At 51.1% G+C, this 19428-nt stretch carries 20 protein-coding genes; 3 read left to right on the top strand and 17 right to left on the bottom strand.

All coding sequences use genetic code 11. The features are described from left to right. Nucleotides 1-34: 34 nt before the first annotated feature. From AC5JO6_RS25360 to AC5JO6_RS25330, 7 genes are all read right to left on the bottom strand, one after another. Complete coding sequence (locus AC5JO6_RS25360) at nucleotides 35-895, bottom strand: methyltransferase domain-containing protein (RefSeq protein ID WP_496083824.1); 861 nt, start codon at nucleotides 893-895, stop codon at nucleotides 35-37. Between the two features lie 276 nt (nucleotides 896-1171). Continuing rightward, the gene (locus AC5JO6_RS25355) at nucleotides 1172-1612 is read right to left on the bottom strand and encodes a YiiD C-terminal domain-containing protein (RefSeq protein ID WP_496083823.1); all 441 of its coding nucleotides are present in this window, start codon (nucleotides 1610-1612) and stop codon (nucleotides 1172-1174) included. A 215-nt stretch (nucleotides 1613-1827) separates the two neighbouring features. Next, nucleotides 1828-2598, bottom strand: coding sequence for a TIGR03943 family putative permease subunit (locus tag AC5JO6_RS25350; protein ID WP_496083822.1), 771 nt, complete (start codon nucleotides 2596-2598; stop codon nucleotides 1828-1830). Between the two features lie 114 nt (nucleotides 2599-2712). Then, nucleotides 2713-3765, bottom strand: a complete 1053-nt coding sequence (locus AC5JO6_RS25345) for a permease (protein ID WP_496083821.1) — start codon at nucleotides 3763-3765, stop codon at nucleotides 2713-2715. 91 nt (nucleotides 3766-3856) lie between these two features. Then, nucleotides 3857-4561 (bottom strand): pentapeptide repeat-containing protein, encoded by a 705-nt coding sequence (locus AC5JO6_RS25340; RefSeq protein ID WP_496083820.1) that lies wholly within the window; start codon nucleotides 4559-4561, stop codon nucleotides 3857-3859. Between the two features lie 93 nt (nucleotides 4562-4654). Beyond that, the gene (locus AC5JO6_RS25335; protein WP_496083819.1) at nucleotides 4655-6103 is read right to left on the bottom strand and encodes a DICT sensory domain-containing protein; all 1449 of its coding nucleotides are present in this window, start codon (nucleotides 6101-6103) and stop codon (nucleotides 4655-4657) included. Nucleotides 6104-6262: 159 nt separating this feature from the next. Continuing rightward, nucleotides 6263-7837 (bottom strand): photosystem II high light acclimation radical SAM protein, encoded by a 1575-nt coding sequence (locus AC5JO6_RS25330; RefSeq protein WP_496083818.1) that lies wholly within the window; start codon nucleotides 7835-7837, stop codon nucleotides 6263-6265. Between the two features lie 582 nt (nucleotides 7838-8419). Between AC5JO6_RS25330 and AC5JO6_RS25325 the strand changes: the two genes are divergently transcribed. Continuing rightward, nucleotides 8420-8779, top strand: coding sequence for a DUF1830 domain-containing protein (locus AC5JO6_RS25325; RefSeq protein ID WP_496083817.1), 360 nt, complete (start codon nucleotides 8420-8422; stop codon nucleotides 8777-8779). Between the two features lie 107 nt (nucleotides 8780-8886). On the opposite strand, the gene AC5JO6_RS25320 is transcribed toward AC5JO6_RS25325, so the two are convergent. From AC5JO6_RS25320 to rph, 6 genes are all read right to left on the bottom strand, one after another. After that, complete coding sequence (locus tag AC5JO6_RS25320; RefSeq protein ID WP_496083816.1) at nucleotides 8887-10080, bottom strand: glycosyltransferase; 1194 nt, start codon at nucleotides 10078-10080, stop codon at nucleotides 8887-8889. Nucleotides 10081-10239: 159 nt separating this feature from the next. Then, on the bottom strand, nucleotides 10240-11004 hold the full coding sequence (locus tag AC5JO6_RS25315; protein ID WP_496083815.1) for an ABC transporter ATP-binding protein: 765 nt from the start codon (nucleotides 11002-11004) through the stop codon (nucleotides 10240-10242). Nucleotides 11005-11166: 162 nt separating this feature from the next. Further along, complete coding sequence (locus tag AC5JO6_RS25310; RefSeq protein ID WP_496083814.1) at nucleotides 11167-11589, bottom strand: hypothetical protein; 423 nt, start codon at nucleotides 11587-11589, stop codon at nucleotides 11167-11169. A gap of 54 nt (nucleotides 11590-11643) precedes the next feature. After that, complete coding sequence (locus tag AC5JO6_RS25305; protein WP_496083813.1) at nucleotides 11644-12561, bottom strand: Rpn family recombination-promoting nuclease/putative transposase; 918 nt, start codon at nucleotides 12559-12561, stop codon at nucleotides 11644-11646. 7 nt (nucleotides 12562-12568) lie between these two features. Continuing rightward, nucleotides 12569-13153 carry a Uma2 family endonuclease gene (locus AC5JO6_RS25300; protein ID WP_496083812.1) on the bottom strand — a complete coding sequence of 195 codons (585 nt, stop codon included), beginning with the start codon at nucleotides 13151-13153 and terminating at the stop codon, nucleotides 12569-12571. Nucleotides 13154-13283: 130 nt separating this feature from the next. Then, nucleotides 13284-14000, bottom strand: a complete 717-nt coding sequence (gene rph / locus AC5JO6_RS25295; protein WP_496083811.1) for a ribonuclease PH — start codon at nucleotides 13998-14000, stop codon at nucleotides 13284-13286. A gap of 267 nt (nucleotides 14001-14267) precedes the next feature. Between rph and AC5JO6_RS25290 the strand changes: the two genes are divergently transcribed. Both AC5JO6_RS25290 and dcd read left to right on the top strand, forming a co-directional pair. Continuing rightward, nucleotides 14268-14804 (top strand): P-loop NTPase family protein, encoded by a 537-nt coding sequence (locus AC5JO6_RS25290; RefSeq protein WP_496083810.1) that lies wholly within the window; start codon nucleotides 14268-14270, stop codon nucleotides 14802-14804. A gap of 69 nt (nucleotides 14805-14873) precedes the next feature. Further along, entirely contained in the window at nucleotides 14874-15455 is a 582-nt protein-coding gene (gene dcd, locus AC5JO6_RS25285; protein ID WP_496083809.1) for a dCTP deaminase, read from the top strand. Nucleotides 15456-15470: 15 nt separating this feature from the next. Here the strand turns inward: dcd and AC5JO6_RS25280 are convergent, their stop codons facing one another. From AC5JO6_RS25280 to AC5JO6_RS25265, 4 genes are all read right to left on the bottom strand, one after another. Beyond that, on the bottom strand, nucleotides 15471-16172 hold the full coding sequence (locus tag AC5JO6_RS25280; RefSeq protein ID WP_496083808.1) for a dCTP deaminase: 702 nt from the start codon (nucleotides 16170-16172) through the stop codon (nucleotides 15471-15473). A gap of 99 nt (nucleotides 16173-16271) precedes the next feature. Further along, on the bottom strand, nucleotides 16272-17744 hold the full coding sequence (locus tag AC5JO6_RS25275) for an FAD-dependent oxidoreductase (protein WP_496083807.1): 1473 nt from the start codon (nucleotides 17742-17744) through the stop codon (nucleotides 16272-16274). A 69-nt stretch (nucleotides 17745-17813) separates the two neighbouring features. Beyond that, complete coding sequence (cobD, locus tag AC5JO6_RS25270) at nucleotides 17814-18926, bottom strand: threonine-phosphate decarboxylase CobD (RefSeq protein ID WP_496083806.1); 1113 nt, start codon at nucleotides 18924-18926, stop codon at nucleotides 17814-17816. 4 nt (nucleotides 18927-18930) lie between these two features. Continuing rightward, complete coding sequence (locus AC5JO6_RS25265) at nucleotides 18931-19218, bottom strand: HU family DNA-binding protein (RefSeq protein ID WP_496083805.1); 288 nt, start codon at nucleotides 19216-19218, stop codon at nucleotides 18931-18933. Nucleotides 19219-19428 lie beyond the last annotated feature (210 nt).

Here is a 19428-nt window from a genome sequence, read left to right as displayed (position 1 = left end):
GTACTCCTGATGGATTAATGAAGTGTCGGCGAAGTTATTGCCGTGTTGCTGACAGTAAGCCAAAGCGGACTAACCCACTTTGATAGCCGCGTTGCATGAGTCCGAGTGAAAGTGCTGCCTGAATCGTTGTCCAGCCAGAGGTGAGTAGACCGACGATCGCCTCAAACGTAAAGGTGGAATCAATCACCACATCCCAGAACGGTGCGACGGCAGTAGACCAGTCAGCGGTGCGGATTTGCTGAAAGTTGAGGGTCTGGGCGATCGCTTCGTATTCTGGCAGCGACAGTACGTAGGGCAGGCAGTAGACACGATAGATATCGGCGAGATGCTTCTGCTCGTCGGCTGTGAGGGGTTGGCAATCGATCGGTCGATGGCACCACGTCACCATCAAAAAGGTGCCGCCCGGTTTCAGCACGCGGTAGCATTCCTGCATAAACGTCGCTTTGTCAGGCATGTGTTCGCCGCTTTCGAGTGACCAGATAAAGTCAAAGGACTGATCCGCAAAGGGCATATTTAGCGCATCGGCAACCTGAAACTGGGCGATCGCGCCTGCTCCACTTCCCATCATGCCTGCGCTTCTGGCGCGATCGGTCGCTCGCTCTGCCTGCACGGGACTAAGCGTAATGCCCGTCACGTTAGCATTAAACTTCTCTGCCAGGTAAAGTGAACTGCCGCCAATCCCACAACCCACATCCAAGATGCGTTCTGGTCGTCCAATCGGTGCCCATTGCAGCAGTTCTTCAATCAGGTCAATCTGCGCCTGCCGACGGTCTTTTTGCTGGCGACCATCGACACCGTAGTAGCCGTGATGCATATGTTCGCCCCAGATCTGCTCCCACAGCCCGGAAGAGGCATCATAAAACTGCTGAATTTGCTGATTGAGGGTAGAAGTCATGGTGGCGAGAGTAGAGAGGGTTAAGGGATTAGTAAAGCATGAATGGGAGGCGGAGGGAGCAGGGGAGGCGGAGGGAGCAGGGGAAGCAGAGGGGGTAGGGGAAGCAGGGGGGGTAGGGGAAGCAGAGGGGGTAGGGGAAGCAGAGAGGGTAGGGGAAGCAGAGGGGGCAATGTGCAACTATTTAGTGCAACTCCTGACCTCGGACTCCTGACTTCTTAACTCAAAGCTCCCCTTGCTCCCTCCGCCCCCCTTGCGTCCTCTGCCTCTCCCGCCCTTTCACGTTCTCATCGCAACATACTGCCCAGTATGAGTGGCAACAATAGTCTCCCCGCACCGAGTTTTGGCATTAAGGGTAATTCTGGCTTTGCCGTGTCGTTTCAGGGTCGTGTAAAAGGTTTGCCAATGGGCACGATCGCACGTACAGGAAGCCACGATCGCATCCGTTGCAGGCTTGATGAAGTTTGTGCTGCTGGATTGAATCACCAACCGATTTGGTGTTTCTTCTGCCTGAAGTTTTGCCCACAAAAGCGCCCAACCCGCCAAAATACCCAGGCTAGAAATACTGCCACCAAAGATCGTCTCCCGGTGGTTGATGTTGGGTGCATGGGGTGCGAGAAGAGAAATTTGCGCGTCGTCTACTGCCAGAACCATGATTCCCATCTGTTTGGTGATGGGAATATGCTCGTGAGCGTATTGCGTGATGACATCTGGTTCCACAAAGGTTTGCCAAATACAGCGGTTTAAAGCTCAATGAAGCAGACAGCTAAATCTAGAAGCCTTAGCTCCAAACCTTTCACTTCTGCTTTCTATCTAGCGGTCAGCCGTCAGCCGTCAGCTTTCTAGCCTTTAGCCTACCCTTCGGGAAGCAAGCTACATCCCTCATCCTCCGTCCCTCATCCCTTCTGCCGCCTGCCTTCTGCCCTAGCAAATTACTAATAGTCGTAAGGATTTTTGGGTTCTGCAATGGGTTTCAGCGTTTTGGCGGCGATCGTCAACTGACGCTTACCAGCGAGGTCTGCTGTCATCATTTCTCCCTCAATTTCGAGCCAGGTATCGGGTTTATAGGCATCGCGTCCTTGAGAAAGTTTGACGGGCAAGCTGATGGGATAGGCATCTGCTGCACAGCATGTAATCACAAACCGCGACAGCAAGAAGTAGTCAGCAGGCAAATCTTTTGGATACACCACAAAGCCCTGCACCTTCGCCTTCTGTCCTGTATAAGCATCCGGTTCGGGGTAAACTGCCAGCGTTCTCACCCAATCGACCAGGGTTTTATCAGCACTGTTGGTTGCCACACGAAACGCCTGTGGCTTGACACGTGTGAGGGTAATGGTGTCGTTTACGCCGCGATCGATCGCGGTCTGACTGGCAAACGCGCGCGGTGAAATCAGCAAGCCCAACATTGCAGTACCCAGCAGCAGTGCTGTACTCCAACCGGGCGGAAAGAGTGTCAAGTGTTGCTCTGTTGCTCCACCCCGCACCGATCGTCGCCTCTGCTTGAACAACAGCACCGCTTTGATGCCACTTACTAGCAGCAAAACTACTCCTGCAACGACGGTCAAACCCATATAGTTGGGATGAATCAGCAGGTTCAGCTTGCCCGTGAGCCAGTATTTGAGGAAAAGAATACCCCAAGCAGCGATCGCAAGCACATCCAGCCAGGGGAGAAGGGGAGAGAGGAAGCGAGGGGGGAAGGGGGGCATGGGGGGAGAGGAGGGATGGGGAATGAAAGTTATGGGATTTGAGTTAGCAGTTTGGAGTTAAAACTTCTCTGCGCCTTTGCGTCTCTGCGGTTTCCTGCCTTCTGCCTGCCAACACTAACTCACATACAAATTCACGATGAGCGTAAACAAAAACGTGAGCAACGCTGCTAGAGCAAACAGATAGAAGACAGCTCTTGCTTTGAAGATCGATAGCATCAAGCCGATGCCTTTGAGGTCGATCATGGGTCCAAAAACGAGGAATGCCAGGAGGGAACCGCTGGTAAAGGTAGAGGCAAACGACAACGCGAAAAACGAATCGACGGTTGAGCAAATCGAGACGATCGCTGCCAACAGCATCATCGCCAGAATCGACGTAACAGGACTTTGACCCAGATTGAGAATGACATCACGGGGCACAAACACCTGGACGATCGCCGCGATCGCGCTACCCAAAACCAAAACACCACCCAGTTCCCGCAGTTCTTGTACCGTATTGTCCAACAGCAGCAACAGCTTATGAGACATGGGCTTATCGGCAGTATTCGCTCCCATCATGCGTGCCTGCAACTCTGCCGCATCAATTTGTAAGGGTTTCGCTGACTGCCCCAAAAAATACGTCCCCGACTCCAACAACGGCGAAGCGGACGCTTTCCTCCTTCCCCCTTCCCCCTCTGCCTTCTGCCTTCTGCCTTCTGCCTTCGCCGGAATCGCTCTCGCCACCGCAGGCTGCAACAGCGGACGTAAATCTGCCTGAGCACTGAAGACCCAGCCAATAATCGTGGCGATCGCCAGCGAGAAGCCGACCCGCATAAACACAATTTCGGGTTGGTCACGAAAAGCTGTCCACGTTGCCCAGAAGACGATCGGGTTGATGGTCGGTGCTGCCAGAAGAAAACCGATCGCCACGGGAGACGGCGCACCCTGCATCAGCAACCGTCGTGCCACAGGCACATTGCCACACTCACACACAGGAAACAAAAATCCGACGCAGCTACCCGCCAACGCGCCTAAAAATGGATTTTTCGGCATCCAGCGCACCAATTTGCGCTCATCCACGAAGAACAGTAGCAAACCCGAAAACAAAACTCCCAGCAGCAAGAAGGGTACCGCTTCCACAAGCAGACTCAGAAAAAGTGTAAACGCGCTGTTGAGTTGAGTTGAGTTCATCCGTTTTGCGGTTGCCGTGCGATCGCAGCTTCAGGTCATTCTACAGGAAGGACTATCCTACCGAAACGACCAAAAAGCCAGAAGCAACAAGCTAGATCGCTGAGTGATGAGAGGAGCCTATGTCAGACTGCTTTGGAGCGCTTTGCAAATCCAGGCGATGAATTGAGCGATCGAGCGTCGTACCAACCAGACAGGCACCCGCCAGGTTCACTCCATCCAGGTTGGCGTTTTCCAACTCAGCACACAGTAGGTTAGCGCCAGACAGATTGGCTCCAGCTAGATTAGCGCCTTGAAGGTCTGCTTCCTCAAGATTGGCTTCATTCAGCAAAGCACCCTGTAAATCTGCCTGATTCAGGTTTGCCCCATGCAAATTGGCACCACTGAGATTAGCACCCCGCAAGTCTGCACCGCGCAAATCAACACCTTGCAAATTGACACCCATCAAATTAGCACCGCTGAGCAATGCCCCTGAGAAAGTTGCCTTATTAAGGCTTGCCCGCATTAAATTTGCACCACGCAGGTTACTGCCGCGCAAGTCAGCTTCGGTCAAATCTGCCTGCATCAGGTTAGCGCCCACAAGGCTCGCGCGCACGTCTGCCGCAATCAGTTGACAGCCAACCATGGTGGCACCATCTAACGATGCTCCTGTCAGTTTGGCTCGACTGAGATCGGTACCAGTGAGCCGCGCCCCTGCCAAGTTCACGCCCTGAAGGTTCTGCCCAGACAGATCTTCGTCTTCCAGGTCGGCACCCAAAAGCTGTTTTACCTTACCGGAGCGAATTGCGTCGATGTTCATTTAGAGAAGGGTAGAGGGAAAGAAACAAGGGTTATTCTGACTACTGACTCGCGCTAACGACTAAAAACCATCGCTAAAACCGCCTCTTGCCGTTTATTGGGTACTTTCAGCTTCGCTCACTGCCTTGAATAAATCATCAGCATAGTGAGCATCGATCAGCCACAGACCAGCCGAGATTTTAGGCACGCTGACGGGCAGATTCAATCCCTGCTGAAAACCGCCGACCAGCAATGCCAATGCGTCGATCAGTTTGGGATCCCAGCGATCGCCTTGCTGTTGCTGGCACTCAGCTAGCGCTTTAGTCATGCAGATATCAGCATCGGGCGGCGTATGGGTATTGTATCCAGTCGTACGAAGATCAACCAGGCGCTGCTGAAACTCTGCCGCCAGCCCCAGGATTCTCGATTCCAGCGGAATTTCGTCTCCAGCCAGCCCAGCAGGTTGTCCAGAGCCATTCCAGTGTTCGGTCAGATGGGTGATGATGGTAGCGATCGCCCGCAGCCGGGGCATCGTTCGCAACACCTGCGCTCCAGGCACCAGAGGGCAACTTGGTGCAGTGCTCAGCGCATCATCATCGGCATAGCGTCCAAAGCTACCGGGACTCAGAACGGTTTCTGTTGCTTGCAGTGGTGCAAGACGATGCAGCAAGCCTGCCAGCTTGAGGCGATGCAGTTGCCAAACCGGGAGATCGAGCAGTTGACCGATCGCCTCTGCCAGCGATGCCACTTCAGCCGCCGCCGTAGAATTTGCCGCATCAGCCTGATCCGTCAACTGCGCCATCCGCAGAAATGCCTGCACCTCGTTAGAAACCAGGTTGCTATCCAGTGGGTCTCGATGGAGCCGTTCAGCATCGTGAGCGTTGATTTGAGCGCTCAGGGCTGTCTGTCCGTCCTGCAAGTAGTCCACAACACGCGCCACGACCAGACTAAGATCATCGCGCTTCTCAGTCTGGGCTGCCACGATCGCGTCTAATTGCGCGGTCAGCTTGGCGGCAAGCGCTGCATTGTAGGGTTTGATGTGAGCGATCGACAGTTCGATTGTTTCCTGCACCAGGTTCGGCTCAAACGTCCAGAACCCATAAAACTTGCGTTCTAAATCCTGAGTGGGCTGACCTTGTGCTCCATAATCTTCTGGTGATAGCTCCTGACATAGCACCATAGCCGTATAGGTTGGCGCAAAAATCATCAAGTGCCACTCTTGCGAAACCGGATCGCTTGGATCAAGACTAACCAGTTCGACATTTGCCTTCTGACTCGTCGGATGCTCAGCGAAGCCTGCGTCTGGGGATGCCATAATCACAATTTGCTGCGATCGCGCGGCTAAATCGGCATAGCGATCGGCTTCTTGCAGATACCACTTGCCCCGCTGAAACGCCGTCACGACCAACGGTTCGCTACTACTGGTGAGAATACAGTCTTCTAACGCATGACACAGTGCTACTAATGTGTTTTTGTAATAGACACCAAAGTTGAGCGGTCGCTTGCCAGATTGCCCGGATTGGTGGCTAACGCCTAGCGATTGGAGAATAGAACCTTCTAGCATTGCAAAGGAGACAGTTAAGAGAAACGACAGGCGGTCATAGAACTTAGGCGTGCTTGGTAGCCTACCCTGACGGAACGTAGAAAAGCTGCGGGACTACACTCTGAGAACGATTTTCTGAAACCAACGCACTGAACGCGATCGCACGGCATCACCACTCAGTTAAGAGGCTGAGAGTGCAAGTGGTTTGGCGGTTGGGACGATCGGAGCGGTAAGCGCCGACTCCAAATCTGCCTTGCCCAGCCGTTGCTCCAAAATTGCCATCACTTCGCGCCCAAAGTCATTGGGGTTTTGTCGCCATGCCTGGAGGCAAACTTCCCCAAAGAGGGAGCCGAGTGGTTCTGGGTTCCAGAGCAGCTTTCTGACCGTCCAGGGAGTGATGTTCATCGGGTCGTACCCTGGCTTCAAGATCTTCTGGTCAAAGGCATAGGTTTCCAGATGCGTGTGGGGCTGCAAGCCGATAAAGAAGATGGCTGGCTCCACTTTATCAGCACCCAAAATCCGCTCTAGCTCTCGGTGGTACGCGATCGTCTGTCGGATGGTTTCAGGGCGCTCGTCAATCACATTGAATGAGTAATTGACTGACACGACATCGTTAAAACCAGCGGCTTTCAAATCACGACAGTTTTCTAGCACCGTTCGCAGGTTGTAACCCATCCGCATCTTGCGAACCAACTCCTGAGAACCGCTGGTAATGCCAATCTCAAAGTAGTTCATGCCCGTCTTCACCATCAGGTCACACAAGGCAGGGGTGAGATTGTCTGCCCGAATGTATGCCGCCCAGTGAATGTCCTGCATACCCGCGTCCAGCACTTTCTGTAAAAGCTCAGCGACATCGTCGATGTACTTACGCGCTGGAATCAGTTGGGCATCGGTGAACCAAAAGTTACGCATACCACGATCGTAGAGTTGACGCATTTCTGCGACCACTTCATCAGCCGGGTTGATGCGTACTTGCTTGCCTTCAATGACAGTGTAGATGCAGTAGCAACAGTTGTGCGGGCAGCCACGCTTCGTTTGCACCCCAACGTAGAAGTCTTGTGCCTGTAGATAATAGTCAAACTCTGACCAAATCGTTTCGATGTAGTCGTAGTTGCAAGCAGTTTTCTCAATCGGCGTGGGCACTTCATGAATCATGCGATCGCGGGCGGTTGTTTCGCCAACGACATAGCAGCGTTCATCGAGAAAATCCTTGCCGTGCAGCAGTTTTTCTAGCAATGCCTCGCCTTCGCCAACAGAGACGATCGTACCTTTCGGTAAACTGCGACCAAGCTGTTCGTAAAAAACGCTGACCGCACCGCCGCCTACCACCGATCGCACCCCTGGATTGTATTGCCGAGCACGCTTCATACCGCGTTTAATCAGACCCAGGTTGCGCCAGAGTTCACCGTAGTAACCCTGTGCGACACGCAGCAGACCGATCGCGCCTCGCAGCTTCACCAGTGGATTGCGGGCGTAGTAGAACTCAAACGTGTGCTGGAGTGGGTTGCCACCACGTCCACCAACAGGTGCATAAATCTGAATGTCTCGCCAGGAAAATACCAGCAGGCTGGGCTTAAACTCATCAATGCAGGTGTCAAGCGCTGCCGTGTAGTCTAGAGGCGGTACAGTTCCCAAGTCAAAAATACGCTGCTCGGCGGCTGGAAACTGCTTGTGAACGTGGTCAGCGAGATAAATCACGCCGATCGGAAAAATCGGGTTACAGGGAAGACGAACGTAGAGTATCCGGTTGGTCATCACAAGGTAATTTCTGAAACATCAACGGTTAAATCGATCTTCTTTCACCCAGTTCGTATTCAGGCTGTATTGTCTGCACAGACCTGAAGAGACCAGCAGCCCTTACAAAACTGTCTGAGAGAATTCTGAAAACTATTTTCATATAACTTTACGATACCACTGACTTTCTCTTGCTGCATGGGCATTTTCTCAGTAAAGTGCCTGGAGATGAGAAGATCGCTTGCCAATAACGCTTACCGAGCCGCTTCACTTAGGAGTTGTACAGAAATAACAGCATGATCTGTAGCCGTCAGCCGTCAGCCGTCAGCGAGAAGCTGATAGCTGATCCAAAAGTGTGCAGTCATTTTTTTAGCAAGCTCTTAGCTTTCTCTGATCGATAGACTTGACCAAAGCATGGCTTGGAGCCGTTTAGCGACCAGTTGCTTAGGCTAGATAGATTCGACCCGAGCTACAGGCACTAAAGACTATGCCTTTAAGCATAGATCTTCATTAAAGAGTCGGTTGGTAATAGGCTTTACAGCTAGTGGGATCGCAGAATGGTAACTTATTGAATCTCTTATTGTTTTTGCGTGGGTCTTCTTCATGGCTCAAATCTTCGATCCGCTGCCGTCGCATAGCACCAATCCGATCTTGTGCTGCTACGTCAACGCCACAAGCCACATTCAGATCGCTCGCATCACGAACGTTTCCAATTGGTACTTTGAGCGGGTTGTGTTTCCGGGGCAACGGCTAGTCTTTGAGGCATTGCCAGAGGCACACCTGGAGATTCACTGCGGTATGATGGCAAGTGCCATTTTGTCGGACACGATTCCGTGCGATCGTCTCAACATTCAAGAAGAACTCAGTACCCCTTTTGACTTGCCAGAGTCGCCAGAGGAATTGCGTGAGGGGACTGATTTAGATAGTGATAGAACTACTACACCAGCGACCGCTGCACCCTAAGGACAACAGCGGCAATTTGAGCGTTTTCGTTGGGGGTTAGATGATGGTTAGCGGCTTCTCGGGGTTTTGCTTAGCTCGAGCTTTGATCTAGACGCTCACGCATCGTTTCATAGACCCATTTGCCGCAGTCCGTCGCGCAACCTTGCTGCTTCCGGCGATCCTTGCTGTTCGTAGAGTGCGATCGCGTGTCGAAAGGATTCCAGGCTTTCTGTCACACTTCCCGCTTTCAACAGCGCCACACCCAGATTTTGGTGTGCCTCAGCATAGGTCGGTTGGAGTTGCAGGGCGCGGTTATAGTGGGCGATCGCGTCCCTCAACTGCCCCATCGCTTTGAGCGTCAGTCCGAGGTTGTAATAACCGATTGCAAACGTCGGGTCGATCGCGACTGCTGTCTCATAAAGTGTTTTTGCTTTTACCAGTTCGCCTTGATCTTTCAGTAAATTACCCCAGTTAGTGTAGGCACCTAACTTTAGATGCTGGGGTAGCGGCTGGTCGATCGCGGTTTGGTAATGAAATTCCGCCCGCATTGGCTCTTGCAATTGACTGTAAAGACTACCCATGTGGTAGTGCAATTCGTACAGTACGGGTACCTCAGTCGCAGCGTTTACCCCTCGTTGCAGAAGCGCTAAACCTTGCAGCGGTTCGCCCAGATCGGCGTAAAGCGCGCCTAGTTTGCTGCAAATGTACGCGTCATCAGGGTGAGTCTTCAGATGTGCTTCCATAATGGTGCGGGCACGATCGACCTTTTGCCGCTGGGCGATCGCGGTTGGCTGATACCCCGTGTGCTGAATGGCAATACCTGGTAAAGCCATGACCTGCCAATGCGGTTCTTGTTGCAACAGTGCGGTGACGCTGTCGTCGATTAGTTCGTGATAGGGACGGGTAAACGTGATGGCAGGGTGTCTGCGAAATAAACGCGAAAGCTGAGAGTGGGGATGGGTGGTATCTAATTCTTCTCGTAGAAGGGTAACGGCGATCGTCTCCTCTTGTTGCGTTGCCTGTTGTAACGCTGGCACGCGTTCTGACACCAGCACCTCATCGGCATCGAGTACCAAAATCCAGTCGCCGTGGGCATACTTAAGCGACTCGTTACGGGCAGCCGCGAAGTCATCACACCACGTAAAGCTGTAAACAGTTGCCCCTAGTTCGTTGGCGATCGCTACGGTGCGATCGCATGAGCCAGTGTCAACGAGAATAATCTCATCCACAACGTCTATGACACTAGCCAAACAACGCCGTAGGGTTGCTTCTTCATCTCGCACAATCATGCAAAGGCTTAAATGCATCGCCTCAGGCACCATGCTTACTGTGGTTTCATTCTCCTCTGAAAAGACCCGCTTTCAAAGGCAACTACTTTACAAAAAGCCTTCTGATTAGTCGGTAACCACAATTAATTGTGAGGGAAGGGTTTGGGAGCGTTGCCTCTAAGATTATTTTTAGTTTAATTACGCCCAGTCACTTTAAAACGTCTTTTGTTTGACAGCGCCGTCTTCGAGCGTCACGACTCGATCGGCAAAGTCAATAATGCGTGCATCATGCGTCACCATTAGCACCGTGCGGTTTTGATCTTTTGCCAACCGATGCAGCAGTTCAATCACGGCATGTCCAGTCTGTGAATCTAGGGCTGCTGTTGGCTCGTCTGCCATAATCAGCTTTGGATCGCCACCCAGCGCCCGCGCGATCGCCACCCGCTGTTTTTGCCCACCCGATAAGTCACGGGGCAACTGATGTGCTTTCTCTGTCAGCCCCACCTGCTCTAGCAACAAGCGTGCTTGCTTTGTAGCCGCATGTTTACGAATGCCTTTGACGTTCAAAGCAACTTCCACGTTTTCTAGCGCCGTCAGAGCTGGGAACAGGTTGAAACCTTGAAAGATGAAGCCGATGTGCTCTAACCGAAACCGCGCTAACTGCGATCGTGACATACCTGTAATTTCCTGTCCTAACAAGCGAACGCTGCCCTTAGTAGGAGTGAGGATCCCCGCCAAAATGGACAGCAACGTTGTTTTACCCGATCCAGACGGACCCATCAGAAGCTGAATCTCACCACTCTTCAGTTCCAGGTCAACATGCTTGAGGGCTTGATAGTGGTCTGACCCTGACTGAAAGCTCATGTCAATGCCCTTAGCAGCAATTGCCGGAGTGGTCTTGGGTAGGATCGGTGCGTGCGCGATTGGGGCTGAAATCGAGCCTGAATAGGTCGCCAAGGGCAGCTGATATGCAGTCATGGGGTGATGAACGTCGTATTACATGGTTTTAGACGCTGGCAAACGCTAAAAAGTTCAACGCGGTGCTAAGGTCTTTTATCTGCACACAAACAATGAGGCGATGGAGCGCATTATTCGAGAAAAACTGGGCAAGTAAGCAAGCGGACTGAGAAACCGGGTTTTTTAGGCAAAGGTTGCTGCCTGACGCTCAATGCGATCGCCAGAAACCCGGTTTCTTGACACCCTACGCCCTACGTTTCGAGTAAAAAGCTTGATCGTTTGAGCAAAAAGCGCGGCGTTTCGAGTTCTGAGGTGCAAGTTCGGAGCAAAAAGCTCGATCGTTCCTACTTCAAATGCGATCGTTTCTGTTTCAAACGGCAACTTTCCTGTTTCAAGTGCGATCGTTCCTATTTCAAGTGCGATCATTCCTATTTCAAACGGCAACTTTCCTGTTTCAAGTGCGATCGTTCCTACTTCAAACAGCAACTTTCCTGTTTCAAGTGCGATCGTTCCTATTTCAAGTGCGATCATTCCTGTTTGAGATGTGATCGCTCCTGTTTGAAACTGCAAGTTTCCCGTTTGAAGTGCGTTCGCGCAGCGTTCCAAAGGAATCGTTCCAGGTTAAACCTGCAACAATCAAGCTCAAAGCACGATCGTTGCTTACCGGGACTGGGACTCCAGCCAAACCTCCAGGTCTGCGATCGCTTGAAAATCTAATAATGCCTCTGCCAGCGCTTCTAGCTGCTCCACGGAGAGAGCCGTAATCTGTGCTGTGAGAGTTTCAGACAACACGCCGACCCGACGGGTCAATTGACGCAGGATGAGCGATCGGACTGCTTGCTGCCGTCCTTCTTCCCGTCCTTCTTCCCGTCCTTCTTCCCGTCCTTCTTCCCGTCCTTCTTCTTTTGCTTCTTGATAAACGCGCGTTTTCTGAAGTGCAGTACCTAGCATTGCCTCAACCTCCCGTCGGCTCAAGTTTGTAAACTTATAAACCATAATTGTTGTAACCATTTCTATTATGGCGCGACTCGCCGCTTGTGCTTGCCCTTCCTCTGGTACCGCGTCCGAGGAGATAGCGCGTAAGCGGGCTACCAACGATCGAGCGATTGCTGGAGCACTGGCTGCGTCTACCGCGGTGAGAGCCATCAACGCCACCCCGATCGGCAACTGTTGCACGTCACCGAGTTCATCTAAATAGACCCGGTGTACCTGGTTGCTGGCTAAGAGCGATCGATAGGGATGCGTGTCCCGTTGCTCGGTGGAGCGTGTGGGATAAATCACCACCGCGTGCCAATCGCTGAAGCGACTGCGGTTTCGGTAAAAGTACAAAAATGACTCGCCAAAAAGACGCTCGTAAAGCTGTTCGTCTTTTTGAAACTGCACTTCGCAGAAATAAACCACTCCGGGCGCATCCGCTTCGGGTGGCAAAAACACGCCGTCGATTTCAAATTTGGGTTCTTTGACGGCAACGGAATCGAAGCGATAGTTTTGAGCATTGGGCGGAGACTCGTCCAATAGCTCGAATAACAGCGTTGGCGATTGCTGAAATAAGGCATAGAAAAGAGAATCCCGTCGCATGTTTTGTTCATCGCCCCTGCAAAATTTGAGCGGTATTGAGTTGCAGCGCACCGAATAATGGCGAGGTGATCGGGCTTTCTCCTGCATACACGGCTTCTTCATACAGCCCCTCCACCCATTCCAGCACCGTCACCTTCTGCTGCATCGGGTCAACAATCCAATATTCGGCAATGCCTCGTGCTGCATATTCTGAGCGTTTGTAGCGGTAGTCTCGTGTCTCCTGGCTAGGGCTGACCACCTCAACAACTAACAATGGTGGCGGCATCTCTGGCATGACGGTCGATCGCGTGGCTCCTTCTAGAGCGATCGCCAACTCCTCAGACAGGATCGTCACGTCAGGGAAACGCGTCGTTGCCCGTGAACCGCTGACGACAATTTCAGTGCCAATCCTCAAACGATAGGGTGGGATTCCCTGTTGCAGAAAGTAAGCAAAAAGCAGCGACGCAATTCGCTGGTTCAGATCACTTTCGGGCGGCATAACAAGCAACTCTCCATTCACTAACTCATACCGAGTGTCTGTGCCATCGTCGTACTTGAGGTACTCTTCCAGCGTCATCAGTTGGGATGCGGTGTTTTGAGCTGCCAAGGTCATAGAGGCTCTTACCTTCTATTAAAGGTTTGTAGAAATCAAGCGGTCAGCGGTCAGCGGTCAGCTTTGAATCTGGTTAGCTTCATTATGTCCACCGACTTGGAAATGCTTCATCAGCACCAGTGGTTCCAGTCTACTCAAACACCTGAAGCTGAGCGTTTAGCAAGGTTTGAATGCCCGTTTCGGCAACATCCAGAATGCGGTTCAGTTGGGCGCGGCTAAAGCTGCCAGTTTCAGCCGTACCTTGAATTTCGATCAGCTCCAGTTTTTCGTTCATCACGACATTGCAGTCCAGCTCGGCAGCGACATCTTCGGGATAGTTGAGATCGAGCATGGGTTCATTTTCCAGCAAGCCGACAGAGACAGCGGCAACCTGATGAATGATGGGCGATCGCGCCAGTTCTCCTTTCGCTACCAACTGATCTAGCGCATCCTTCAGCGCCACGAAGCCCCCTGTAATGGATGTGGTGCGAGTACCCGCATCTGCCTGTAGCACATCGGCATCGATCGTAATGGTGCGTTCGCCCAGGGCTGCCATATCGAGGGTCGATCGCAAGCTGCGTCCAATCAATCGTTGAATTTCCTGCGTCCGACCAGACAGTTTCATCAGTTCGCGTTCTTGCCGTTCTGGCGTTGCTCCTGGTAGCATTCGGTACTCTGCCGTCAGCCACCCCTTTCCCTTTCCTTCCAAAAATCTGGGTACTTTCGGCTGAATGGACACGTTACAAAGCACCTGCGTATCGCCGCATTTCGCCAGCACAGATGCGGCTGCAAACCGAGTAAAGTTGCGCTCAAAGCTTACCGGACGTAGTTGATCCGGTTTTCGACCGTCGGGACGCTGCCAAGCCATTATTGTTGTCTCAAAGCCACTGATTCAGGATACAGGAGTTGGGGGGAGTAGGGAGTGGGGAGTGGGGAGTGGGGAGTGGGGAATGGGGAGTAGGGAGTAGGAAGATGAAGATCTGCTGACAACTCACTCCTCTCTCCTCTCCCTTGACGGACTATTACATATGGTGTTTGATGTGGAAGAAATTCGTTAAACTACGCTAGATTCTGATTACTTCAAAAGAACTAGAACAAACGTTGATACGAGTTAATCGTTACCTGGGCACGAATTATGGTTTCACAGATCGAAACCCCCTCGCTGGATGTCAATCATCAACTGACGCACCGAGTTGAAGGCTTGGTGCAGGTTTTTACGTGTTCGCATCGCAGCTTTTTCACAAACGTGATGGCTCAGGCGCTACGCATTGCGGGACAGGGGACACCTGTTTTGGTGGTGCAGTTTCTCAAAGGTGGCATTGGGCAGGGATATGAACACCCAGTGCAGCTAGGGCAGCATTTAGATTGGATTCGCTGTAGTTTGCCGCGCTGTATTGATACACCGCATTTGGATGAGAGTGAGGCTCGATCGCTGCTGGAACTCTGGAACTATACGCGATCGATCGTCCTTGAAGGCAAATACGAATTGGTGGTGCTGGATGAACTCAGTCTGGCAGTCAACTTTGGGTTGATTGCTGATACTGAAGTGCTGTCGTTCTTACAGCAGCGCCCGCGCCATGTGGATGTCATTCTCACAGGACCAGAAATGCCGCGATCGCTCCTCGACGTTGCCGACCAAATTACCGAACTCCGCCGCAGCCATCAGCCCTAACAAATCTCTACATATATGCGTAAGGAGTTGCTATATTCTTAGAACTCGTTTTCGTAGTAGAGGTCAAGCATGTTAAAGAATGATAAGTGGATTACTGAACAAGCTAAGTTGGGGATGATAGAGCCGTTTGAAGATTCTCTTATACGTCATGCTGAAGATAGACGGGTTATCAGTTACGGATTATCTAGTTATGGATACGATTTGAGGCTAGCGCCGACAGATTTTCGTGTTTTTAGACATATTCCAGGTACAGTCGTTAATCCAAAGCGGTTTAACCCTGAAAATTTAGAATCTATTCCTCTTCAAGCAGATGAGGATGGTGAGTTTTTCATCATTCCAGCCAATTCATATGCGTTGGGTGTATCGTTCGAGCGACTAAGAATTCCTCCCAATATTACTGTCATTTGCATTGGAAAATCTACGATGGCACGCTGTGGAATTATTGCTAACATAACTCCTGCTGAAGCTTCGTGGGAGGGCTATTTGACCCTAGAGTTCAGCAATGCTGCTAGTGCTGACTGCCGAATCTACGCTAGAGAAGGTGTTCTACAACTTCTTTTCTTAGAAGGAGAACCATGCCAAACAACTTACGCTGATCGTTTCGGGAAATATCAAGGTCAGCCTCAAACAGTGACCCTTGCCAAAGTTTAGTAGTCTGCAAAGCGTCTATTTTTGAAGATTTTCTACTCTTTGAGGAGGTTGCGTTTTCGCTTTTTGTTCTTGTAAAACTTGCCAAATTTGAACTGCACCTACAAGGCTGCTTACAATCAGAGATAGACAAATAAGAAGTGCCTGATTTGTTTCAATGAGGTCCCTAACTCTACCCCACACTCTAACTCTAGAGCTACCAGCGATCCTTTTAGGCTCTTTGTTGTAGGGAATAACACCACCTTGAACGTCAAGGACATAAAGGGTACAAAACTTTTGTCCTTTCTTAAGAGCAATAGTCCTTTTCCCTAAATTAAAAACTGTTATGGAAAGTTTTCCGCAATATCCAGGATCCACTTTGGAGGAAGTATTAGACAAACCATCCTGCAAAAGAGATACTTTAGGAACTATATGTCCAAATCGAAACTTTGGAAATTGAACGAATTCGGCTGTTTCAATGATGACGGCAGATCCAGGTTGAAGGCATATTTCGTTACCATCCGATAGATCAGTTTTATTAAAATCTCTATGGTCTCTGTATTCGTTACCGACTCTTAGGTCATAACTTGCGTTGCTAGAACTTGTATTAACAATTTGGTCTCGATCAAGATTTTGTATGTAAATTACTTTTCCACTGATACCACCTGCATCGTCAAAGTCTTGCCTACTCTCTACTACCGTCCTACCGTCATCAGCCAATATAAATGGGATAACACTCATTGTTCTGTTTGTTTTGTCGCTGTATAATATCGCTGAGTGATTATAGTGTACTCAGCAGACAGGTAGGACACTATGTCTTTGCTTTTTCCTGTTACTTTCCTACTTCACCGATCGCCGCCAGTTAAAAAAACCTTCCAGAAAGTCTTGCAGCCTCGTGTTTTTCTGAAATTTAAGGCGATGCCATTCAGCGGCAGTCTGTTGAATAATTGCGGCGAGGGAAGACGACGGCAAGACGAGATTGGCGATCGCCTGAATCTTGAGGTTTTGCTGCATGGTAAGAGCGATTATACCGATCAGCTCTTCAGCTTGCGAACCAACGATGTGTGCGCCCAATAGCGTCCCGTTACGATGCACAATGAGTTTACAGAATCCGGTTGTTTCGTCCTGAAGTTGGGCTTTAATTAACGTCTTGAAAGGTTGTTTAAGGATAACCACATCTTTAAACTGCTGCCTCGCAGAGGCTTCTGTATGTCCGATTCGTGCTAATGCTGGAGCCGTAGAAACAACCCAGGGAACCGGGCGATCGGTGCTTTTGGCGATCGGCAGAAAGAGTGCGTTTTTGAGCGCAATTTTAGCGTCGGCAATCGCCAGATGAGGACTGTCGCCACCACCCACTTGTCCGCGACAGGCATAGATACGAGGATTGGTCGTTTGCAGTTTGGTATTCACTAAAATACCGGAAGCAGACGCATCGACCTTGACGGCTTCAAGGTTAAGCGTTCGCCAATCAAATGGCGTTGTGGCTGTCAGTATGATTTCATCCGTTTCGATCGCTCGATTGCCTGCTTGCACCCACTTCTTGTCATTAATTTGCCGTACTTGAGTAACAGTGGTACCCGTTAAAACCTGGACTCCTTCTGCTTCTAGCTGCGCCTGAATCAAAAAAGCGGCTTCAAAATCTTCGTAGGGGAGGATATGAGGCGTTGAGACGATGAGCGTGACCGATCGCCCAAGCCGAGCCAGGCTTTGAGCCAGTTCAACGCCGATCGCGTCACTGCCAATAATGACCAGCCGCGACAATGGCTCCAGCGCTGAAATTTTTTGCAGCACTGCATGAGCATTCAAATAGCTGACTGCTGCCAAGCCATCAATGTCTAAAAGAGGGAGCGGCGTTGGTGTTGGCTGCTGGTACATAGCAACCACGGGGAGCTGCTCGATCGCAAGCAGGTAAGCACGCGATCGTAGCGATCGACCGTTGACCATAAACCCCATTCTGGGTTTCCGATGAAACGCACCACAGTCAGAGATAACCTCAATTCCCAGCGATGTGAGGACGGCAGGAGAGAAGGTTTCGGCGATCGCCAGCGCTACTGTGTCTGACCAGCGCTTTGCCGCTGCCCACGTTGCGGTAGATGAAGCAGCAGTGTCCCAAAAGCCTAGCTGAGCTGCCCATGCTCCACAGTGCAAGATCTGCCCAACTTCGGTTAAAACACGGGTGCCGAATCCTGCACCAACGGTGGCACAGCCTTGGTCGACCAGCACCACACGAGCGTTTAGATGGGCAGCAGAAAGGGCTGCGTAGATGCCAGCCGCACTACTACCGACGACAACCAGATCGTAATCAACTGGCATAAAGGCAGGGTAAGGGGTGAGGGGTGAGGAGTAAGAAGTTGCAGAGAAAAGCACGACTCAACAGTAACCCTATTCTCCATTTGAGAGGATTTGACTCAATCCGTCTAGTAATTGCTGGTTTTCAGCTTCAGTGCGGATAGCGACGCGAAAGTAACGATCGCCCAACTCTGGAAAACTGACACAATCTCGAATCAGAATTTGATGCTGTTTCAAGAGTTCTGTTTGCAGTTGCATAACCGATCGCGCCGACTTAACCAACAAAAAATTTGCCGCACCAGGAGACGGGTGCAATCCTGGTAAGCTAGAAAGCCCTTGAAATAACTGTGGTTTTGCTGCTGCCAACCATGCCCACGTTTGCTGTTGAAACGCGGTATCTTGCACAATCACTGCACCCGCTGCGACGGCTAGTGCGTTTACCGACCAGGGATCGCGCCACTCTTGCCACCGCTTGAGCCGATCGGGATGGGCGATCGCATACCCCAATCGTAGCCCTGGCAAACTGTAAAACTTGGTGAGCGATCGCAAGACGATTAGATGAGGATGCTTCAACACCAGATGCATGACACTCTGCTGTTGGTCTGGTGGTAAGAAGTCCATAAACGCTTCATCTACTACCACCAGTGCGTAATGTGCCAGAAGCGCAGGTATAAATGCTTCTGGTACAACGCCTCCAGTGGGATTGTGAGGATTATTCAGCAGTACACCCACTGCTTGAGGCGATGCACCTGGATGGAGCCGATCAGACAGCAAGGCTCGATCGACTGCCCACGCTCGATCGTCCAAAGGCTCTAAAGGATAGTTCCAGATCGTGGCGTTAAATGCCTTCAGCGCCCGTCGATAATCGCTAAACGCAGGAGTAATGAGGCACGTTGCATCAAGGGCGGCTAAGTCACGACACGCCCAGGTCAAAAGCTCAGCCGCACCGTTTCCGGGCAGAATGTATTCTGGAGGAATCTGGTGGAACGCACCTAGCGCTGATCGCAACTCACCATACTGGGGATCAGGGTACGCCTTCAGTGCGCCTAAGTTAGCCTGAATAGCGGCGATCGCAGATGCTGGTGGTCCTAATGGATTGATGCTGGCAGAAAAATCCAGGATGGCAGAAGGGGAGCAGTTTGCGAGTGACGCTGCCCAGACTAAGTTTCCCCCATGTATCGGGCGATCGGCTACTTGGTCAATCAAAGCGTCATGCTTTCTTCTCAGGGGCGACCTTCTCTCTAAATAACTTTCCAGCCGAAAACGCGGGTACTTTTGTAGCTGGAATATCCATCTTGTCACCTGTTTTAGGGTTACGCCCTTCGCGTGCCTTTCGTTCCCGTGATTCAAACGAGCCAAAGCCAACCAGCGTGACTTTATCGCCACCACTCACGGCTTCGACGATCGCGTCTAAAGCAGCCGTCAACACTGCATCTGCCTGTTTCTTCGTCATGCTGGCTTTGTCTGCCACCGCATCCACTAGCTCTCCCTTGTTCATAGATTCTCCTTGGGTTCTGAGGGCACAATGCATGGTTGATCAGAGTTTTGGGTGAAAGACTTTCTACCGAAATTCCAGCAAAAGACTTGGTAAAAAGGCTGAAACACCCGTGAAATCTAACTTTCAATGCCCTATTCTAAAGCGTTCCCCTGGCTCTTGATCCACGAAACCTTTAAGATATATGGCTTTTGAGACTTTTTTGCTGATTCT

Source organism: Tildeniella sp. (assembly GCF_059505325.1).
This window is presented reverse-complemented; position numbering and strand designations above follow the sequence as displayed.